Source organism: Flavobacterium sp. UBA4854, assembly GCF_002399805.1.
GTDB lineage: Bacteria > Bacteroidota > Bacteroidia > Flavobacteriales > Flavobacteriaceae > Flavobacterium > Flavobacterium ginsengisoli.
In genome coordinates this window covers 32,792-48,696 of sequence record NZ_DHEI01000058.1, presented here as the reverse complement: position 1 = coordinate 48,696, position 15,905 = coordinate 32,792, and the positions used below count along the sequence as shown (strand labels likewise).

17 protein-coding genes and 1 pseudogene are annotated in these 15,905 nt (G+C 32.3%); 13 read left to right on the top strand and 5 right to left on the bottom strand.

Annotated features, from left to right (window positions below; all coding sequences use genetic code 11):
• Positions 1 to 110 precede the first annotated feature (110 nt).
• Both B3J44_RS08795 and B3J44_RS08790 read right to left on the bottom strand, forming a co-directional pair.
• Positions 111 to 665 (bottom strand): hypothetical protein, encoded by a 555-nt coding sequence (locus tag B3J44_RS08795; protein WP_286967860.1) that lies wholly within the window; start codon positions 663 to 665, stop codon positions 111 to 113.
• A 202-nt stretch (positions 666 to 867) separates the two neighbouring features.
• Positions 868 to 1,518 carry a 4'-phosphopantetheinyl transferase family protein gene (locus tag B3J44_RS08790; protein WP_286967858.1) on the bottom strand — a complete coding sequence of 217 codons (651 nt, stop codon included), beginning with the start codon at positions 1,516 to 1,518 and terminating at the stop codon, positions 868 to 870.
• 304 nt (positions 1,519 to 1,822) lie between these two features.
• On the opposite strand from B3J44_RS08790, the gene ahcY reads away from it, so the two are divergent.
• The 11 genes and pseudogenes from ahcY (at position 1,823) to B3J44_RS08735 (ending at position 11,681) form a co-directional block, all read left to right on the top strand.
• Positions 1,823 to 3,139, top strand: a complete 1,317-nt coding sequence (gene ahcY, locus B3J44_RS08785) for an adenosylhomocysteinase (RefSeq protein WP_276175280.1) — start codon at positions 1,823 to 1,825, stop codon at positions 3,137 to 3,139.
• A 296-nt stretch (positions 3,140 to 3,435) separates the two neighbouring features.
• Positions 3,436 to 5,667, top strand: a complete 2,232-nt coding sequence (locus B3J44_RS08780) for a patatin-like phospholipase family protein (RefSeq protein WP_286967855.1) — start codon at positions 3,436 to 3,438, stop codon at positions 5,665 to 5,667.
• Between the two features lie 258 nt (positions 5,668 to 5,925).
• Positions 5,926 to 6,210 (top strand): hypothetical protein, encoded by a 285-nt coding sequence (locus tag B3J44_RS08775; protein ID WP_286967854.1) that lies wholly within the window; start codon positions 5,926 to 5,928, stop codon positions 6,208 to 6,210.
• Positions 6,211 to 6,221: 11 nt separating this feature from the next.
• Entirely contained in the window at positions 6,222 to 7,301 is a 1,080-nt protein-coding gene (locus B3J44_RS08770; RefSeq protein WP_286967853.1) for a hypothetical protein, read from the top strand.
• Positions 7,302 to 7,340: 39 nt separating this feature from the next.
• Positions 7,341 to 7,673: a DMT family transporter gene (locus B3J44_RS08765; RefSeq protein ID WP_286967852.1), complete on the top strand. Its 333-nt coding sequence runs from the start codon at positions 7,341 to 7,343 to the stop codon at positions 7,671 to 7,673.
• 15 nt (positions 7,674 to 7,688) lie between these two features.
• On the top strand, positions 7,689 to 8,150 hold the full coding sequence (locus tag B3J44_RS08760) for a GNAT family N-acetyltransferase (RefSeq protein ID WP_286967851.1): 462 nt from the start codon (positions 7,689 to 7,691) through the stop codon (positions 8,148 to 8,150).
• Between the two features lie 229 nt (positions 8,151 to 8,379).
• On the top strand, positions 8,380 to 9,228 hold the full coding sequence (locus B3J44_RS08755) for a bifunctional helix-turn-helix domain-containing protein/methylated-DNA--[protein]-cysteine S-methyltransferase (protein ID WP_286967850.1): 849 nt from the start codon (positions 8,380 to 8,382) through the stop codon (positions 9,226 to 9,228).
• 76 nt (positions 9,229 to 9,304) lie between these two features.
• Positions 9,305 to 10,057, top strand: a complete 753-nt coding sequence (locus B3J44_RS08750) for an SDR family oxidoreductase (RefSeq protein ID WP_286967849.1) — start codon at positions 9,305 to 9,307, stop codon at positions 10,055 to 10,057.
• Positions 10,057 to 10,761 (top strand): 2OG-Fe(II) oxygenase, encoded by a 705-nt coding sequence (locus B3J44_RS08745; protein WP_286967847.1) that lies wholly within the window; start codon positions 10,057 to 10,059, stop codon positions 10,759 to 10,761. Before B3J44_RS08750 ends, B3J44_RS08745 begins: the two co-directional genes overlap by 1 nt.
• Before the next feature lie 80 nt (positions 10,762 to 10,841).
• Positions 10,842 to 11,033: pseudogene (locus B3J44_RS08740) on the top strand (Ada metal-binding domain-containing protein); the annotation flags it as partial.
• A gap of 39 nt (positions 11,034 to 11,072) precedes the next feature.
• On the top strand, positions 11,073 to 11,681 hold the full coding sequence (locus B3J44_RS08735; protein WP_286967861.1) for an alpha-ketoglutarate-dependent dioxygenase AlkB family protein: 609 nt from the start codon (positions 11,073 to 11,075) through the stop codon (positions 11,679 to 11,681).
• Between the two features lie 4 nt (positions 11,682 to 11,685).
• Here the strand turns inward: B3J44_RS08735 and B3J44_RS08730 are convergent, their stop codons facing one another.
• Both B3J44_RS08730 and B3J44_RS08725 read right to left on the bottom strand, forming a co-directional pair.
• Positions 11,686 to 12,006 (bottom strand): MmcQ/YjbR family DNA-binding protein, encoded by a 321-nt coding sequence (locus tag B3J44_RS08730; RefSeq protein WP_286967845.1) that lies wholly within the window; start codon positions 12,004 to 12,006, stop codon positions 11,686 to 11,688.
• A gap of 31 nt (positions 12,007 to 12,037) precedes the next feature.
• Positions 12,038 to 12,793, bottom strand: a complete 756-nt coding sequence (locus B3J44_RS08725; RefSeq protein ID WP_198854566.1) for an NUDIX hydrolase — start codon at positions 12,791 to 12,793, stop codon at positions 12,038 to 12,040.
• 284 nt (positions 12,794 to 13,077) lie between these two features.
• Between B3J44_RS08725 and B3J44_RS08720 the strand changes: the two genes are divergently transcribed.
• Both B3J44_RS08720 and B3J44_RS08715 read left to right on the top strand, forming a co-directional pair.
• Positions 13,078 to 13,335: a hypothetical protein gene (locus B3J44_RS08720; RefSeq protein ID WP_286967843.1), complete on the top strand. Its 258-nt coding sequence runs from the start codon at positions 13,078 to 13,080 to the stop codon at positions 13,333 to 13,335.
• Positions 13,336 to 13,483: 148 nt separating this feature from the next.
• A complete protein-coding gene (locus tag B3J44_RS08715; protein WP_286967841.1) occupies positions 13,484 to 15,505 on the top strand; it encodes a hypothetical protein in 2,022 nt (673 codons plus the stop codon).
• A 52-nt stretch (positions 15,506 to 15,557) separates the two neighbouring features.
• Here B3J44_RS08715 and B3J44_RS08710 read toward each other — a convergent pair.
• A partial coding sequence (locus B3J44_RS08710; RefSeq protein ID WP_286967839.1) for a fibronectin type III-like domain-contianing protein occupies positions 15,558 to 15,905 on the bottom strand: 348 nt, incomplete at its 5' end.

The window sequence follows — 15,905 nt, the reverse complement described above, 5'->3', positions numbered from 1 at the left end:
TATATGAGTATGTTTCAGCATCGTCAAAAAGAAAGTGAAGTTTAAAAAAACTTCGTTAATTGACCAGATATTAAATATCAAACCAATATTCTAAAGTAATATCATTAAACTCAAACATATTTTTTAAAGAAATTATTGTTTCTTTTTGATAATTCAGACTCTTCAAGAATCTTAATTGTTTTCTTTTGAAGATTAATCTCGTTTGAGAAAATTTCCGATTTAGCAATTATCTCATCATTTGAAGATGTTACTTCTATATTGAGTACATTATACGCTAAAACGTCAACAATATGTAATCCCATTTCGCAAGTTGACTCGCAATTTTTAAAAATATCGTCTTTCTTGAATATATGGATTAACGAAACTATAGAATCACAAAAATATACTGCGCAAGCAACACTTTCATTTTCGATATCCTCAGGAACAAATTGAAGTATAGAATAAGGATCTATAAGCCATTGCGTTCCATCTATTAAATCTGCCCAAGCATCATTCAATAACTTTGTAAAGAATATTTCTCCATTCCAATTATGTCCTTTTGCTGCTTTTTTGTAGGCAAAAAATTGTCTTTGACAATTACACAATGAAAGAAATTTAACTTTTCGATCATCGAAAACAGAAATTTTGTCTTTCACAATTTCAAGATGTTGATAATAGGTATCCATTTTGAGAATTACATTTTTATTTAGGATCTTACTTCAAGAATAAATAAAGCAAACACAAATAACTTCGATTCCAAGTAGAATCTCTCACTCTAAAAGATTTAAAAATAATAACATACGACAAAAATTAAATTTTTATAATCTTCATCAAATCATAATGAATTCTCAAGTTTTATAAATCAACAATATAATTAAAAAACTGTGATTACTTTTCAAAAGCATAAACCAAAGTAAACGTCCCTTCAAAATTATCTGATTTGATTTCTTGATAATGTACATCAAAATCCTTAACCAAATTATCAAAATGAAGACTTGCTTGCGTTTGGTTTTCTCTTAAAGAGAAGTTGTTTACATTAATATGGTCTTTAAAACTAATACCTTTTTCATTTCTAATTTTAAAGATTGCCTCTTTGGCTCCCCAAATCACGGTAAGTTTTTTTATGTACTCTTCTACAAATTCTGGTTTTAAATAACTGCATTCAAAATCAGTGAATTTATCTGCAATTCTCTGAATTTTTTCACGTTGTAATTCCATATCAATTCCAACCTTTTCTTTACTTATAATTATCGCCGCAAAATGGTAAGAATGTGTAATTGAGATATGATTATCACAATCAAAATACGGCTTTCCAAATTCATCATAATGCAGATCTTTATCTGTAAAACCCATTTCCTGAATCAGCATTCGAACACTTAGAAAAGCACGCTGATGCATCTGAGATTTCATTCCGTCCAGTCTTCGCTGTGTTTTTTCTTTCAGCGTTACTCTTTTGTACAATTCATCAAAAGATTCGGTTATTTCCCAAATTAAGATTTTAGTAGTTTCATTGAATTGTATGGTCTGGAATAAAGGCATTTTTTTAATTATAAATTATGAGTTGTGAATTATGAGTTTTTAAACTATATAAGTAACGTAAGAAAAATAACTTCTAGTTCAAAAAAATGTATTAAGTAAATTTAAGCAATTCAAAACAAAGCGCATTACAAAGAAATCCTTTTTTAAATGAACTTATATCTCTAATATGGTTTAAATCGTTTTATAAACTAATATTCTAAAGATTAAGAAATTAAAGATTTCACAAATCTGACAGAAATTAGTAAAAATAAAAAGCTATTCCTTAAATTTGCAAAAAAATTACAATTATACAAATATAATATAAATGAGTACAACGACTACGCCTTACGTGGCTTTCAAAGTAAAAGACATTTCTCTAGCGGCTTGGGGAAGAAAAGAAATTGAACTAGCTGAAGCTGAAATGCCAGGTTTAATGGCACTTCGCGCTGAATATAAAGACGAACAACCATTAAAAGGTGCTCGTATCGCTGGATGTTTACACATGACGATTCAAACTGCTGTTTTGATCGAAACTTTAATTGCTCTTGGTGCAGAAGTTACTTGGTCTTCTTGTAACATTTTCTCTACTCAAGATCAAGCTGCTGCTGCTATTGCTGCTGCTGGAATTTCAGTTTACGCTTGGAAAGGACTTGACGAAGAATCTTTTGACTGGTGTATTGAGCAAACTCTTTTCTTTGGTGAAGACAGAAAACCATTGAACATGATTCTTGATGACGGTGGAGATTTAACTAATATGGTTATTGATCGTTACCCAGAATTAGTTGCTGGAATTAAAGGTCTTTCTGAAGAAACTACAACTGGTGTTCACAGACTTTACGAAAGAGTAAAAGCTGGAACTTTACCAATGCCTGCAATCAACATTAACGACTCTGTTACTAAATCTAAATTTGATAACAAATACGGATGTAAAGAATCTGCTGTAGATGCTGTACGTCGTGCAACTGACTTAATGTTAGCTGGAAAAAGAGTTGTTGTTTGTGGATACGGTGACGTTGGAAAAGGAACTGCTGCATCTTTCAGAGGTGCTGGTTCTATTGTAACTGTTACTGAAATCGATCCAATTTGTGCTTTACAAGCTGCAATGGACGGTTATGAAGTTAAAAAATTAAACACTGTAATTGCTAATGCTGACATCATCATTACAACTACAGGAAATAAAGATATCGTTCTTGGAGAGCACTTCGAGCAAATGAAAGATAAAACTGTTGTTTGTAACATTGGTCACTTCGATAACGAAATTGATATGGCTTGGTTAAACAAAAACCACGGTGCTTCTAAAATCGAAATCAAACCTCAGGTTGACAAATACAACATCAACGGTAAAGATATCATCATCTTGGCTGAAGGTCGTTTAGTAAACCTTGGTTGTGCTACAGGTCACCCAAGTTTCGTAATGAGTAACTCATTTACAAACCAAACTTTAGCTCAAATCGAATTATGGAATAACAGTGCAGCTTACAAAAATGAAGTTTACATGTTACCAAAACATTTAGATGAAAAAGTTGCTGCTTTACACTTAGCTAAATTAGGTGTTGAACTTGAAGTTCTAAGAGAAGATCAAGCTGCTTACATTGGTGTTGAAGTTCAAGGACCATTCAAACCAGAGTACTACAGATACTAATTGATTTTAGATTGAAGATTTCTGATTTTAGATTTTAGATATCTTTGATTATATATTCAAACCCGACAGGTTTTAAAAACCTGTCGGGTTTTCTGTTTTTATGTTTCAGACAAAACATTTCTATCAAAAAATTGTACTTTTATAAATATCTGCTTACTTTTAATAACCAGAATAAGAATCTATTTATCAAATACTTAAATAGTAAAAAATTGAAAAAAACATCTTATTTACTCGTCTTCTTATTTTTACTAAGTCTCCCACAAATTATTTTTTCTCAGGAAAAAAAGCCTAAAGTTGTGTTAGTACTAAGCGGTGGCGGCGCAAAAGGAATTGCACATATTCCTCTTTTGCAAAAATTAGATTCACTCCACATCGTTCCAGATCTTATTGTTGGAAATAGTATGGGAAGTATCATAGGTGGTTTATATGCAATGGGATATTCGGGTGATAGCATAGAAAAAATCACCAAAGATATTTATTGGGATAAATTGCTAGGCGGAGGTCAGTCATTGCGAGCTGTAAGTGCCGAGGAAAAAAGAGAATTTCAACGCTATTTAGTTGGAATAGGTGTTAAAGACGGAAAACTTAACAGCATTGGCTCTCTCTTAAATGATCAAAATCTAAGAGAATACCTCTCTGAATTAACTTTCCCTGTCTACAATGTCAAAGATTTTGACAGTCTCCCGATTCCTTTCAGGGCGATGGCTACAGACTTGGTCGAAGGAAAAGAAGTTATTTTAAGTAAAGGAAGTTTATCCTACGCCATGCGCGCCAGTATGTCGCTACCTGCCATCTTCAAACCAATGCCTTACGGAAAAACAGTTTTGGTAGACGGAGGAGTATTAAATAATTTCCCGACTGATGTTGCTAAAGAAATGGGCGCCGATATTATTATTGGAAGTGATGTCGGAGGCGGAATGGAACCTGTTGATAAGCTCAACAATCTTATGACCATATTAATGCAGACCAGTATGTTCCCGAGCAACATTAAAAATCCTGCAAACCGCGATTTATGCAACATATTGGTCGATCATTTGCCCAACTTGCGTTTCTCTACTGCAGATTTTGCAGATAGCAACGAAATCTACAAAGACGGTAAAATTGCCACAAATCAAAACCTTCCAGCTTTAATTGCTCTATCAGAAAAGCTAAAAGGATTTGAGCAGCGAACCCACAAATTGCCTGATATGCCAAATGAGTTTGTATTGGACACAATCGTTTATAAAAAAATAAGCCCCGAAAATATGCCTCTCGTTGTTGGAAGATCAAATCTTAAAACTCATGTAAAATATACCACCAAAGATTTAATAGCAGGCATTAACAGAGCAATGGGAACCAATCTTTTTGATGAGATTACGTATAGCTATTTCATAAAAGACGAAGATAAACTAGGAATTACATTATTCGGATTTGAACGCGCTAAAAATCAATTAAATACATCAATTCATTATGATACTTATAGAGGTGTCGGAATAATTTTTAACTACACAGGAAGAAATGTTCTTGCCGATGCATCTCGTCTTCTTTTAACAGTAGATATTGCCGAACAGCCAAAAGCAAGAATCAATTATCAGAAAAATTTTGGACAACACCGAGAATGGTGGTGGATGTCTGAGGCCTATGGAGCTTTACTTCGCCAAGAAATTTATATCAATGGTAAAGCTTCAGATAATATACTTTATAACACTCTTGAAATCAACAATGAGATAAACAGAAATTTAAATTCTCTAAAAAGTTATGTTGGTTTTGGACTAAACTATAGTTACACAAATCTAAAACCAAAATATGACCGTGAATACAACCCCAATTATTTAAGTATCAACAACTACAGCTTTAACAATATCGAGTTCAACTTGCATTATTCTTATAATGACATGGATAAAGTTTTCTTTGCCACCGACGGAACTATTATAAAATCAAACATAGCGCGATCACTTCTTACCGATCTTGATGCCTCACTTTACGATCCAGACTTTAAGCGTATTTCTGGCTCAACAAATGGCTACACTAAATTGGGTTTAACTTATGAAAAGAGATTGCCCATAAAAAAGAAAATTACGGGAATTGTAGGTTTTGATTCCTATTTTATTTTTCAGGATAAAGAAAAAAATGACGATCTTCCATTTTCAGGACTTGGCTATGCAGCAAAATATTTCATAGGAGGCATTATTCCAAGTTCTGGCAGTAACCGCTTCACATTTGCAGGGCTTCATGAAGATGAACTGAATGTAACGCAATATATGGGGCTCAAACTTGGATCTCAAATAAACTTAATCGGAAAAATTTATCTTACTCCTCATTTCAATGTTGCTTCTGTAGGTTTTGACAATTTCAACGATTATATAAAACATGTCTTCAATCCAAAAGGAAATTGGGATGACAACATCGATACCAGTTTAGTAATATCAGGAGGCGCAGCAATTTCCTATCAATCTATTTTAGGCCCGATTCATTTTGACACTTCTTGGATAAATAATATAGACAAAGTAAGATTATTTTTTAGCGTAGGACTATCACTCAATCCGTGAGAGAAACAATTAAATCTAAAATCTCAATTCAGAAATTTAAAATAATCTGGGCGTGCCATAATTTAAGAAAAGGCCTAATATGCTTTGCACACATTAGGCCTTTTCTTAAATTATGTCGGGCTATCCGCACTACTTCGGTAGTTTGCTCCTATCCCTCACGCTCACGTAGACTAAGAACCAATTAATTTAACAAGACATTTACAGGTTTTATTAGTTTATAACTTTAAATTTGAACTTAAAGCCTTTTAAATTCAAAAAATGATCGAAAAAATTTCCTGTGACATTCACGGTTCAAAAGAGATGTCTTTTACCTGCATTCATATCGCAACTGCAATAGATTCCAAAAATCAAGTCGGATTTTTCTATTCAGAAGCCGAGGAAGATCTTCCACAAATTGCTTGGTGTGGTTCCTGCGAGCAATATCTTTTGGATAATGGTGAAGAATGGACAGAAACTTTTCAATCTCTCGCCGATTTCAAAATGCTTTGCTCGGATTGTTTTGAAGAATCAAAAAACAAGGAAGCAGAAGTTCATCTTAGATAAATTCATTTCACATGAAAAAGATTATTGCTCTTTTTATATTCGCCCTTTTTACTTGTTCAGTATTCGCCCAAAGTAATGACATTTGGACTGCATTCTCAAATAAAGACAGCACGCTTACTGGATTTAAAGATAAAAACGGAGTAGTCAAAATAGAACCAAAATTTACTGGATTTACAATCGCACAAAAATTTGAAAACATAATGGCCGTTTCTGAAGAAGTAAACGGCAAATGGAACAGCTATTATTTAACCAAACAGGGAAAAATTGTTGGAGCCGACAGCTTGTATGTTTTTGACAATGGACCCGATTGTGAAAATGAAGGATATATTAGATTTAAAGACCGCAAAACAGATAAAATGGGAATCTTTAATAGCGAAGGAAAAATTGTAATTTCAGCTCAATACAGTAATTTGACCAAAGTAAGAAACGGAATAATTAGTGCTTTAAAAGATGCCGAAAAGCAACAAGATGGGGAACACTTTTTCTGGAAAGGTGGAAAAGAGTTTTTAATCGATATAAACAACAAAATTCTTATTGAAGATTTTGCTTATAATGATAATTTAAATTTCTATTCTGCAGAAAAATCAAAAGAACCTAACAAAGATCCAATAAGAGAAAGCTTTCTTGGAGTTGATGGACAATACTACTCCTTTATAAATTTTGAAAAAGAGTTTAAACATTGGCTAGAAAACACCTTACTTAAAGATTTATCTAAAGCCAATTTAGAAAAACATTCTTTCGATAAAATCACCTATTGGAAAGAACCAGACGGCTGGATCCATGCCACGAAAACAAAATTTATCAATCAGAATTATACTTATTTAAAACTAAAACTTCAGGAACTTAAAAATCCAAAAACAGATTATTTTATTTCTTCTGGCGGATTAAATCAGTTTATTTTTGAATCGGACGAATACGACATTTATTTCAACAATTGTAACGAATCTAAAGATTGGATTTATCCAACAATGGATATTGTTATCAATCCAAAAAACAAAACCGATCGCGGGCAAGATCATTTTGAATTTTTAAGAACAGAAAACGGATACAAGCTAATAAGTGTTTCTTCTAGAACAGATAATCTTAAATAATTTTCAGCTTTAAAGTTTACCTTTGTAAAAAAGTGAACTATGAAGAATTTTCTATTTTTATTTCTCGCTATAATTTTCGAAATCATTGCTACTTCAGCATTAAAAAAGTCCGAAGAATTTACCAAAATGCTTCCTAGCATTATTACAATTATTGGTTATTGCGGTGCTTTTTACTTTTTAAGTTTTGCTATTAGAACCATTCCAGTTGGTTTTGCTTATGCTATTTGGTCTGGGGTTGGTATTGTTTTAATTACGATTATTGGCGCTATTTTCTTTAAAGAAATTCCAGATTTGCCAGCAATTATAGGTCTTGCTTTAATTGTAATTGGCGTTATTGTGATCAATGTTTTTTCTAAAACAACGGCACATTAATTTAAATTTCAAAAAATGATTTTTAGAAAAGCTCTACTTTCTGATTTAGAAGAAATGCAAAAATTATTTGCAGAAACCATTCAATCTGTTTGCAAAAGCGATTATAATTCAGAGCAAATTGAGGTTTGGGTTTCTGGTGCGAAAAACAAAACACGTTGGATTGAAGTTATTGAAAAACGATTGGTTTTATTAGCCATTATCGAGAACCAAATTACTGGATTTGGAACCTTAAAAGACAAAAATTACATTGATTTCTTCTACATTCATAAAGATTTTCAAAGACAAGGAATTGCAGATAAAATTCTAAAAGAATTAGAATTAGAAGCTAAAAATCAGCATTCAAAAATTATAACTTCAGATATCAGCATAACAGCAAAACCATTTTTTGAAAAGAAAGGTTATATTGTAAAAACCGAGCAGCGAAACATCAGATTAGGCGTTGAATTGATTAATTACAAAATGGAAAAAGAGTTATAGTAAATTCGCTTATAACTCTCGCAAAGCCGTAGAGTTTTATTTTAAGTTTATAATCTTTGTAGACTTACTTTAAGATCTTTCGACTTCGCTCAGGAAAACAAAATTGAGAAAAACCTTTTCCTCCTTTGCGTAAATCTCTGCGCTCTTTGCGGTTAGAAAAAACTCAGCAAGTTTCGGATTTTATACCTTTAAAAACCAATCGATCTTTGTATTATAAAATTGAATGAAGATGAACACACAGGAAACCATCAATTATAATCGTATCGCTGAAGCTATAGATTATATCAAAGCTAATTTTAAAGATCAGCCCAATCTGGATGAAGTTGCAGAAAAAGTACATTTAAGTCCGTTTCACTTTCAACGACTTTTCAGCGAATGGGCAGGAACGAGTCCGAAGAAGTTTTTACAATATACGAGCATCGAACATGCAAAAAAACTACTCAAAGAAAATCAGGCAACCATTTCTGAAACAGCTTTTGAAACAGGACTTTCAGGAACAAGTCGTCTACATGATTTATTTGTAAATATTGAAGGTATGACACCTGCCGAATATAAAAACGGAGGAAAAAATCTTGAAATCAACTACAGTTTTGCTGAAAGTCCGTTTGGGAATATTGTTGTTGCCTCTACTTCAAAAGGCGTTTGTTTTATGGCTTTCGCCGAAGATGAAATAACTGGATTTATCGCTTTAAAAGATAAATTCCCGAATGCCCAATTTTCGAAAAAACTGGATTTATCTCAACAAAATGCCTTATTCATTTTTCAAAACGACTGGAGTAAATTATCAGAAATTAAATTGCATTTAAAAGGAACCGATTTTCAATTAAAAGTTTGGGAAGCTTTGCTAAGAATCCCAATGGGACAGCTTTCTACTTACGGTTCTATTGCGCATCAAATTCAAAAACCAAATGCTTCTCGCGCGGTTGGAACAGCAATTGGAAGTAATCCTGTTGCGTTTTTAATTCCGTGTCATCGCATTATCCAATCTTCAGGAACATTTGGCGGTTATATGTGGGGAAACACCCGAAAAACAGCAATTATTGGTTGGGAAGGCGCGATAACTAATTCAGAAATATAGTACAATACCGCAAGTTTCAGATTTTTTCGCCTATACTTTTTTAAAATCTTTGCATCATAATAAAACAATATAAAAAATGCAAAAATTTAAAAACAAAGTAGTGTTTATTACGGGCGGAACAAACGGAATGGGTTTTTCAACAGCCCAAGAATTTATCAACAATGGAGCTAAGGTCATTATAACTGGACGCAGTCAGCAAACCGTAGATAAAGCGATTGACAGTTTAGGAGCAAATGCTGTTGGAATTGTATCAAATGCTGGAAAAATATCTGATATTTTAGAGTTGCAAAATAAAATTAAAGCACACACTAATAAAGTGGATGTTTTATTTGTTAACGCAGGATATGGAAAATTTGGACCTATCGAAGCAGTAACTTTATCCGATTTTGATGAAATATTTGATATGCTGGTAAAAGGAACTTTTTTTACTGTACAGCAACTATTACCAATAATGCCAAAAGGTAGTTCTATAATCCTTAACACCACATTTTTAACAGAAGTTGGTCATTCAAACATGTCTGTTTATACTGCTGCAAAAGCAGCCGTGCAATCTTTTATAAAAACATTTGCTTCAGAATGTACTTCTAAAAACATTCGTGTAAATGGCGTTAGTCCTGGGTATATTAAAACAAATATTTTCAATAATACCGGAATGAGTACAGAACAAATTCAAGGAACAATTGAGGCAGTTACTCCAACTCTACCCTTCAAGCGTTTTGGAGAACCTTCAGAAATAGCAAAAACAGTTCTTTTTCTAGCCTCAGAAGATGCTTCTTACATACATGGAATAGAAATTACAGTAGATGGCGGATTATCACGAACTAAATAATGGAAACAATTTTAGCATCTCAAAATTGGGAAAACATCACCGAATCTATGCACGAAAATGGCTTTGCTATTATTTCAAATGTGTTGAATAATGAACAGTGCGAAGACTTAAAATTTGATTATGACAATCCAAATCTATATCGAAAAACAGTTGTCATGGAACGCTATCGATTTGGTTTAGGAGAATACAAATATTTTAATTATCCTCTTCCTGATTTGATCGAAAAAATTCGGTCTTCGATTTATCCTAAACTGGCTCCAATTGCTAATTCTTGGATGAAAGCTCTGAATATCAATACAATTTTTCCAATAAATCATTCAGAATTATTACAACAATGTCATGACAATAATCAGCTTAAAGCAACGGTCTTAATTTTAAAATATGGCGAGAGAGGATTCAACACTCTGCATCAGGATTTATATGGAGATGTTTATTTCCCGATTCAAATTGTGCTTTTTCTATCTGCACCCGATGAGGATTTTACTGGTGGCGAATTTGTTCTTACACAGCAAACACCAAGAGCACAATCTAAAGCGATTGTTTTGAAACCCAAAAAAGGAGATATTCTAGTTTTTTCAACCAATTTTAGACCTGTAAAAGGCACAAAAGGATATTATCGCGTGAATATGAAACATGGCGTAAGCGAAATTCATTCTGGTGAAAGATATACACTGGGAATTATTTTTCATGATGCGTTAAATTAAGGTGCAAAGGTTCAAAGGTGCAGAGGCACAAAGTTAAAAACCTTTGAATCTTTGTCTCTTTGTAACTTTGGACCTAAATTATGCTTCAACACAACAAAATTTCAGATTCAGATCTTCGAAATAAAATTAAAAAAGGCGAAATTTGTTTTGGTGGCAACCAGAAATTAAAAATCTATGGAACGCTTAAATGTTCTTCGGGAAAAAGAATGAAACGAGAAAATCGTGTCTTTTTTTCTTCGGAACAAAATGCCTCACAAAATGGTTTCAGACCTTGCGGACATTGCATGAAATCAGAATATCAAAAATGGAAAATGGACTTATTTAATCCTCAAATAGACGAAACAAACAATCTGCTTCCGAAAGATGGAACGGTAAATTATTATGGAAAATTATTCTCTAAAACAGAAGCCGATTTCTATCGTGACACTTTACTAAATACAATCGAATGGAAAAATGACGAGGCAATAATCTTCGGGAAATTAATCTTAACCAAACGAAAAGTAGCTTGGTATGGAGATCAGGAATTTGAGTATACTTATTCGAATACCACCAAAAAAGCGTTGACTTGGACTCCTGAACTTTTAGAATTAAAGAAAATCATTGAAGAGAAAACAGGTGAAATTTTTAATTCTTGTTTACTAAATTTATACCATACTGGCGAAGAGGGAATGGCGTGGCACAGTGATGCCGAAAAAGATTTAAAGAAAAATGGAGCGATTGGTTCTGTAAGTTTTGGTGCTGAGCGTAAATTTGCTTTCAAACATAAAGAATCTAAAGAAACTGTTTCTCTAATTTTGGAACACGGAAGTTTATTGGTTATGAAAGATGAAACGCAAACGCATTGGTTGCATCGATTACCTCCTACAAAAAGTACTCAAAAACCAAGAGTAAATTTGACTTTTAGAACTATTGTGAGATAAAATTTCACTTCTTTTTTGTCGCAACATTTTCATACGAAAGTATCAGCGCATCTTCAAACATTTCGGGTCTTACTTTTGAAAGTTCGACAATTGTCCAACCTTGTTTGCCCCATTTATTTGGAACTTCATGAAAAATTTTTTCGCTTGACGCACAAAAAACAGACTGATCTATTTCGCTTAATTTTATTTCTACCTGATTTCTTTTTTCGTCTAAAGTGGCAAAGATTTTCTTTTTGATTCGAAAGGAAGTTTTGGTAAAATGGGGTCCTTCGGTCGCATCTGGAAATGACATTGCTAATTTTCTAACTTCTTCAATTGAAACCATAATCACAATTTTTAAAGATTAAAACTCACTTTTACCAACCTTGGTTCAATCCATTTTTCAGCACTTCATCGTATTTTTCTTTATCAAAAGAATATAAGTTTGGAGCTTTGTGTGCTACGTTGCTTTTCTTTTCGTCCAATTTGGTCAGAATTCCAATATTGGTAATTTTACGCAAAAAGTTTCTTCGGTCTAGCTTTTTATCCAAAATCGTTTCATACAATTTTTGCAATTCTGGAATTGTAAATTTCTCAGGCAATAAATTGTAACCAATTGGCATTAAGTTCAATTCGATTCTTAAAGTATCTAGAGCTTTATCCAGAATTTCACGATGATCTAAAATAAGTTCAGGAACTTCTTTGTGGTCAATCCATTCTACAACTTCATGCCTGCCGGCCGGATTTGGAAGAATTTTAGAGAAATCTACCAAGGCATAATATCCAATCGTGACAAAACGACGCAGGAGCCATTTCCCTTTTGCTTCTTCAATTTTAAGATATTCCAACGTCTTTTTATCAAAGTGCTGTTTGTTACGATCTACTTTTCCAAAGGTTGCAAATTGCCTTAAAAAAACACCATCAACCCCAGTTCTGCTATTCAATACCGTGATTGCAGCCGTATCTATATCCTGATCAACAGGAATAAATCCGCCTGGCAAAGACCATTTATTGGCTCGTTCCACTTTAATCAATAAAACTTTTAACTGATTATCATGAAAACCAAAAATGACACAGTCTATAGACAGTCCTGGTTGGTAATTTTCGTTATTATCTATAATGTCCTTTAGCATCAGATTGGTATAAATTCTTTCTTCTAATAACTCTGCAATTTACTTCATTTTTATAAAACCAAAATATCTTCTAAAAACAAAGAAGTGATTTTCACTAAAACAGAAGTGTTGAAACTACAATTTTAACGAAAATTTAAAATCAAATTTAAAAAAAATAAGTACATTGCGTCATAATAACACATTAACAATTTTAATTGTTAAAAATAGAATCAAATACAAAGAAAAATAATGCAAGCTGTTCCCATTTTTCTTCAAGTGAGCGTAGAAATTTAAATACAGAAGTTATGATTAACAATCCTTTAAAAAATATCAATAAAAAAATCAGAACCAGAATTTGGTCTTCATTCGGATTTGTTTCAAAAACATATCTTCTGGAAGAATCTCTAAAGTATAGTGAAGAACAGGAGAGAATTTTCAATGAAATGATTGTTGAAACTGATGCAAAAGATAAAAAAGCAAAAAGAGAAGCTTACGAGAAAGCTTTGTACGCCTCTTATAAAGGAATTGGCGCAATGGATTTTATAAATACTGTTTTGAAATAAATACCTACACATCTATATAATTTATAATACTAACCTCACTTCGGTGGGGTTTTTTATTATAAATTTTACACTAATATGAAAGAAAATGGTCTTTTATTAGTTATTTTAGCCGTTTTAAAAGTAAGAATATACACCTATAGAAAGAATCATGGAAAATATCATTGAATCAGAAAGTTACAAAATTCAAAAACCAGAAAACTGGGCGCCTACAATTAACGATGATCAACTTATTGACTATATACAGGAATCGGATTTCTCCAAAAAACAGGTTGAAGAAGGCCGTGATTTCTGCTACTTCTTAGATAAAGTTTACTATACAAGCGATACTGAAAATAGCGAATATGCTTGCGTAGCCTACACGCTTAACGAACCTTCAAACCTTGAAAGTGCTTCGGTAAGAGATGTTGTTGTTGAAGAAAACGAAACTTATTTAATACACAGAATTAGTGTGTTGAGAGATGGTGTTTTGATTGATAAAATTGCTGATACTAAAATTAAAGTTCTAGACAGCGAAAATCAGAGTGAAGGCGGTATTTTGAGCAGCAACAAAAAGGTAAATATTACGATTAAAGATTTAAGACTTTATGATGTTTTAATTACAGAAGATTCGCGTACAAAGGTTTTTACAGATCGTGATTTTATGCGAAAAGAATTTCTTAAATATGTCTATGTAACACCTAGCACTTACTGGGCTTACGGCAAATACAAGTTTTCTTTTATTAATGATAGAAAAGAAAAGATTGCATACAAAAAGACATTTTATAGAGATGAAGAAGGAAATGTAGTGCAACCAGAAATTAATTTCTTAGAAAAAGGAGAACGATATGTTATTGAAAAAGAAAATTACATTAATTCTTTTGATTCAAATAGAGAAATTGCTCCATTTATTGATTTTGCAACAGATCGCAACTGGATTGATTTATCAAATTACATTTCTCCTCTTTACGAAGAAATATACAGTAAAGCCTCTTTAACTGAATTTGCCCCAAAACTGGTAGAAAAACTAGATGCAATTGCAGATCAAGATGAGAAATTACAGTTTGCAATTGATTATGTTCAAAATCACGTTTACTATATTTATAATGCTGATGAAATGAATGGTCACAAACCCCAAGAACCATCAGTAACTTATGAAAATAAACAAGGAGACTGCAAAGCAAAATCAGTTTTGTTGAAAGTAGTTTTAGATTATATCAATGTTGAATCTTCTGTGGTTTTGGTTAACTTCAATTCAGATCATTACATTAAATATTACCTTCCGTCACTATTGACTTTTAATCACGTTATCGTAAAAATCAATTACAAAGGCGGAGTTTATTTTGTTGATGCTACTTCGAGAGATGAATTTGGACTTATTGAAAATCGTGGTTACATCTATTTTATGCATTATTTGGAAGTGAAACCAAATCTTGAATTACAAATTAAAGAACCTTACAGATTTCCTTATTATGGTATAAATGAAAAAGCAGATTTTAATGCTCAAAACAATACCGGAACATTAAAATTGGTTACGACTTACAAAGGAAACCGTGCCAATTATATGCGTAAATATTTCAAAAACACCAACAAAAGAGAAATCATTGACAGCTGGAATAATTTCTTGTTCTATACTTTAAATTATTCAAATGATAGAAACGGAACTGATATTAGAACGATTTTTAAAGATGCAGCGATTGAAATTGTAAGTGATGACAAAAAACAGAATGAATTTACGATTCAGTATAATGCATCAATCGAAAATCCGTATTTTACAGATGCAGAGAAAAATCGTTTCCTAATGTATTTTGATCGCAATGTGGTTAAAAATGGAGCTCGTGATTTTATGCATACTGACCTTTTATTTTGGCATAATTTTGATAATGAGAAATACGAAATTAATCTCACGACAGATCAAAAAATAGATACTCAGGAGAAATATACGATTCAAGAAAGTACCATCACAAATCCTTACTTCGATTTTACAAGCCGTAAAAAAGTAACTAAAAATGGTGCTTCTATAAATATCGATTATAAACCATTAATCAACTTAGAAATTCCGGGTGAAGATTTTGAAGATTTTAGAAATGCACATCACGAAGTTGCAGATAGTAATTTCGGAATTGGAATTGACATTATCGAAGAAGGTTTATTGAATATGCTGAAATACAGCTTCAAGAAACGTCTTAAATAAAATTTGATATATAAAAAACGGGGCCCTAAAAGGCCCCGTTTTTTGTTAAAACTTAATCTGCTAATTCAAAATCAGATCTCAATTTAATATCTGCCGATGAAGTTCCGATCATTACTTCCAAATCTCCTGGCTCAGCAACCCATTCTAATTTATTATTGTAGAAAGAAAGTTTCTCTTTGTCTATTGTAAATTCGATTGTTTTAGTTTCTCCAGCATTTAATTTCACTTTCTGGAAATCTCTTAATTCTAATACTGGTCTTACAACAGAACCAAATTTATCTTTCAAGTACAACTGAGCTACTTCTTCTCCAGCTACTTTTCCGGTATTTTTCAATTGGAAAGAAACTTTAATAGTTTCGTTGCTTTTTATTTTAGTAGAAGAGAGTTTCAAACCAGAATA

Coding starts and splice junctions, on each gene's coding strand:
- B3J44_RS08725 (WP_198854566.1), bottom strand. CDS start 12,793: ATGCTAAAGGACATTATAGATAATAACGAAAATTACCAACCAGGACTG.
- B3J44_RS08795 (WP_286967860.1), bottom strand. CDS start 665: ATGGATACCTATTATCAACATCTTGAAATTGTGAAAGACAAAATTTCT.
- B3J44_RS08730 (WP_286967845.1), bottom strand. CDS start 12,006: ATGGTTTCAATTGAAGAAGTTAGAAAATTAGCAATGTCATTTCCAGAT.
- B3J44_RS08775 (WP_286967854.1), top strand. CDS start 5,926: ATGATCGAAAAAATTTCCTGTGACATTCACGGTTCAAAAGAGATGTCT.
- B3J44_RS08790 (WP_286967858.1), bottom strand. CDS start 1,518: ATGCCTTTATTCCAGACCATACAATTCAATGAAACTACTAAAATCTTA.
- B3J44_RS08765 (WP_286967852.1), top strand. CDS start 7,341: ATGAAGAATTTTCTATTTTTATTTCTCGCTATAATTTTCGAAATCATT.
- B3J44_RS08735 (WP_286967861.1), top strand. CDS start 11,073: ATGGACTTATTTAATCCTCAAATAGACGAAACAAACAATCTGCTTCCG.
- B3J44_RS08770 (WP_286967853.1), top strand. CDS start 6,222: ATGAAAAAGATTATTGCTCTTTTTATATTCGCCCTTTTTACTTGTTCA.
- B3J44_RS08750 (WP_286967849.1), top strand. CDS start 9,305: ATGCAAAAATTTAAAAACAAAGTAGTGTTTATTACGGGCGGAACAAAC.
- ahcY (WP_276175280.1), top strand. CDS start 1,823: ATGAGTACAACGACTACGCCTTACGTGGCTTTCAAAGTAAAAGACATT.
- B3J44_RS08715 (WP_286967841.1), top strand. CDS start 13,484: ATGGAAAATATCATTGAATCAGAAAGTTACAAAATTCAAAAACCAGAA.
- B3J44_RS08760 (WP_286967851.1), top strand. CDS start 7,689: ATGATTTTTAGAAAAGCTCTACTTTCTGATTTAGAAGAAATGCAAAAA.
- B3J44_RS08745 (WP_286967847.1), top strand. CDS start 10,057: ATGGAAACAATTTTAGCATCTCAAAATTGGGAAAACATCACCGAATCT.
- B3J44_RS08755 (WP_286967850.1), top strand. CDS start 8,380: ATGAACACACAGGAAACCATCAATTATAATCGTATCGCTGAAGCTATA.
- B3J44_RS08720 (WP_286967843.1), top strand. CDS start 13,078: ATGATTAACAATCCTTTAAAAAATATCAATAAAAAAATCAGAACCAGA.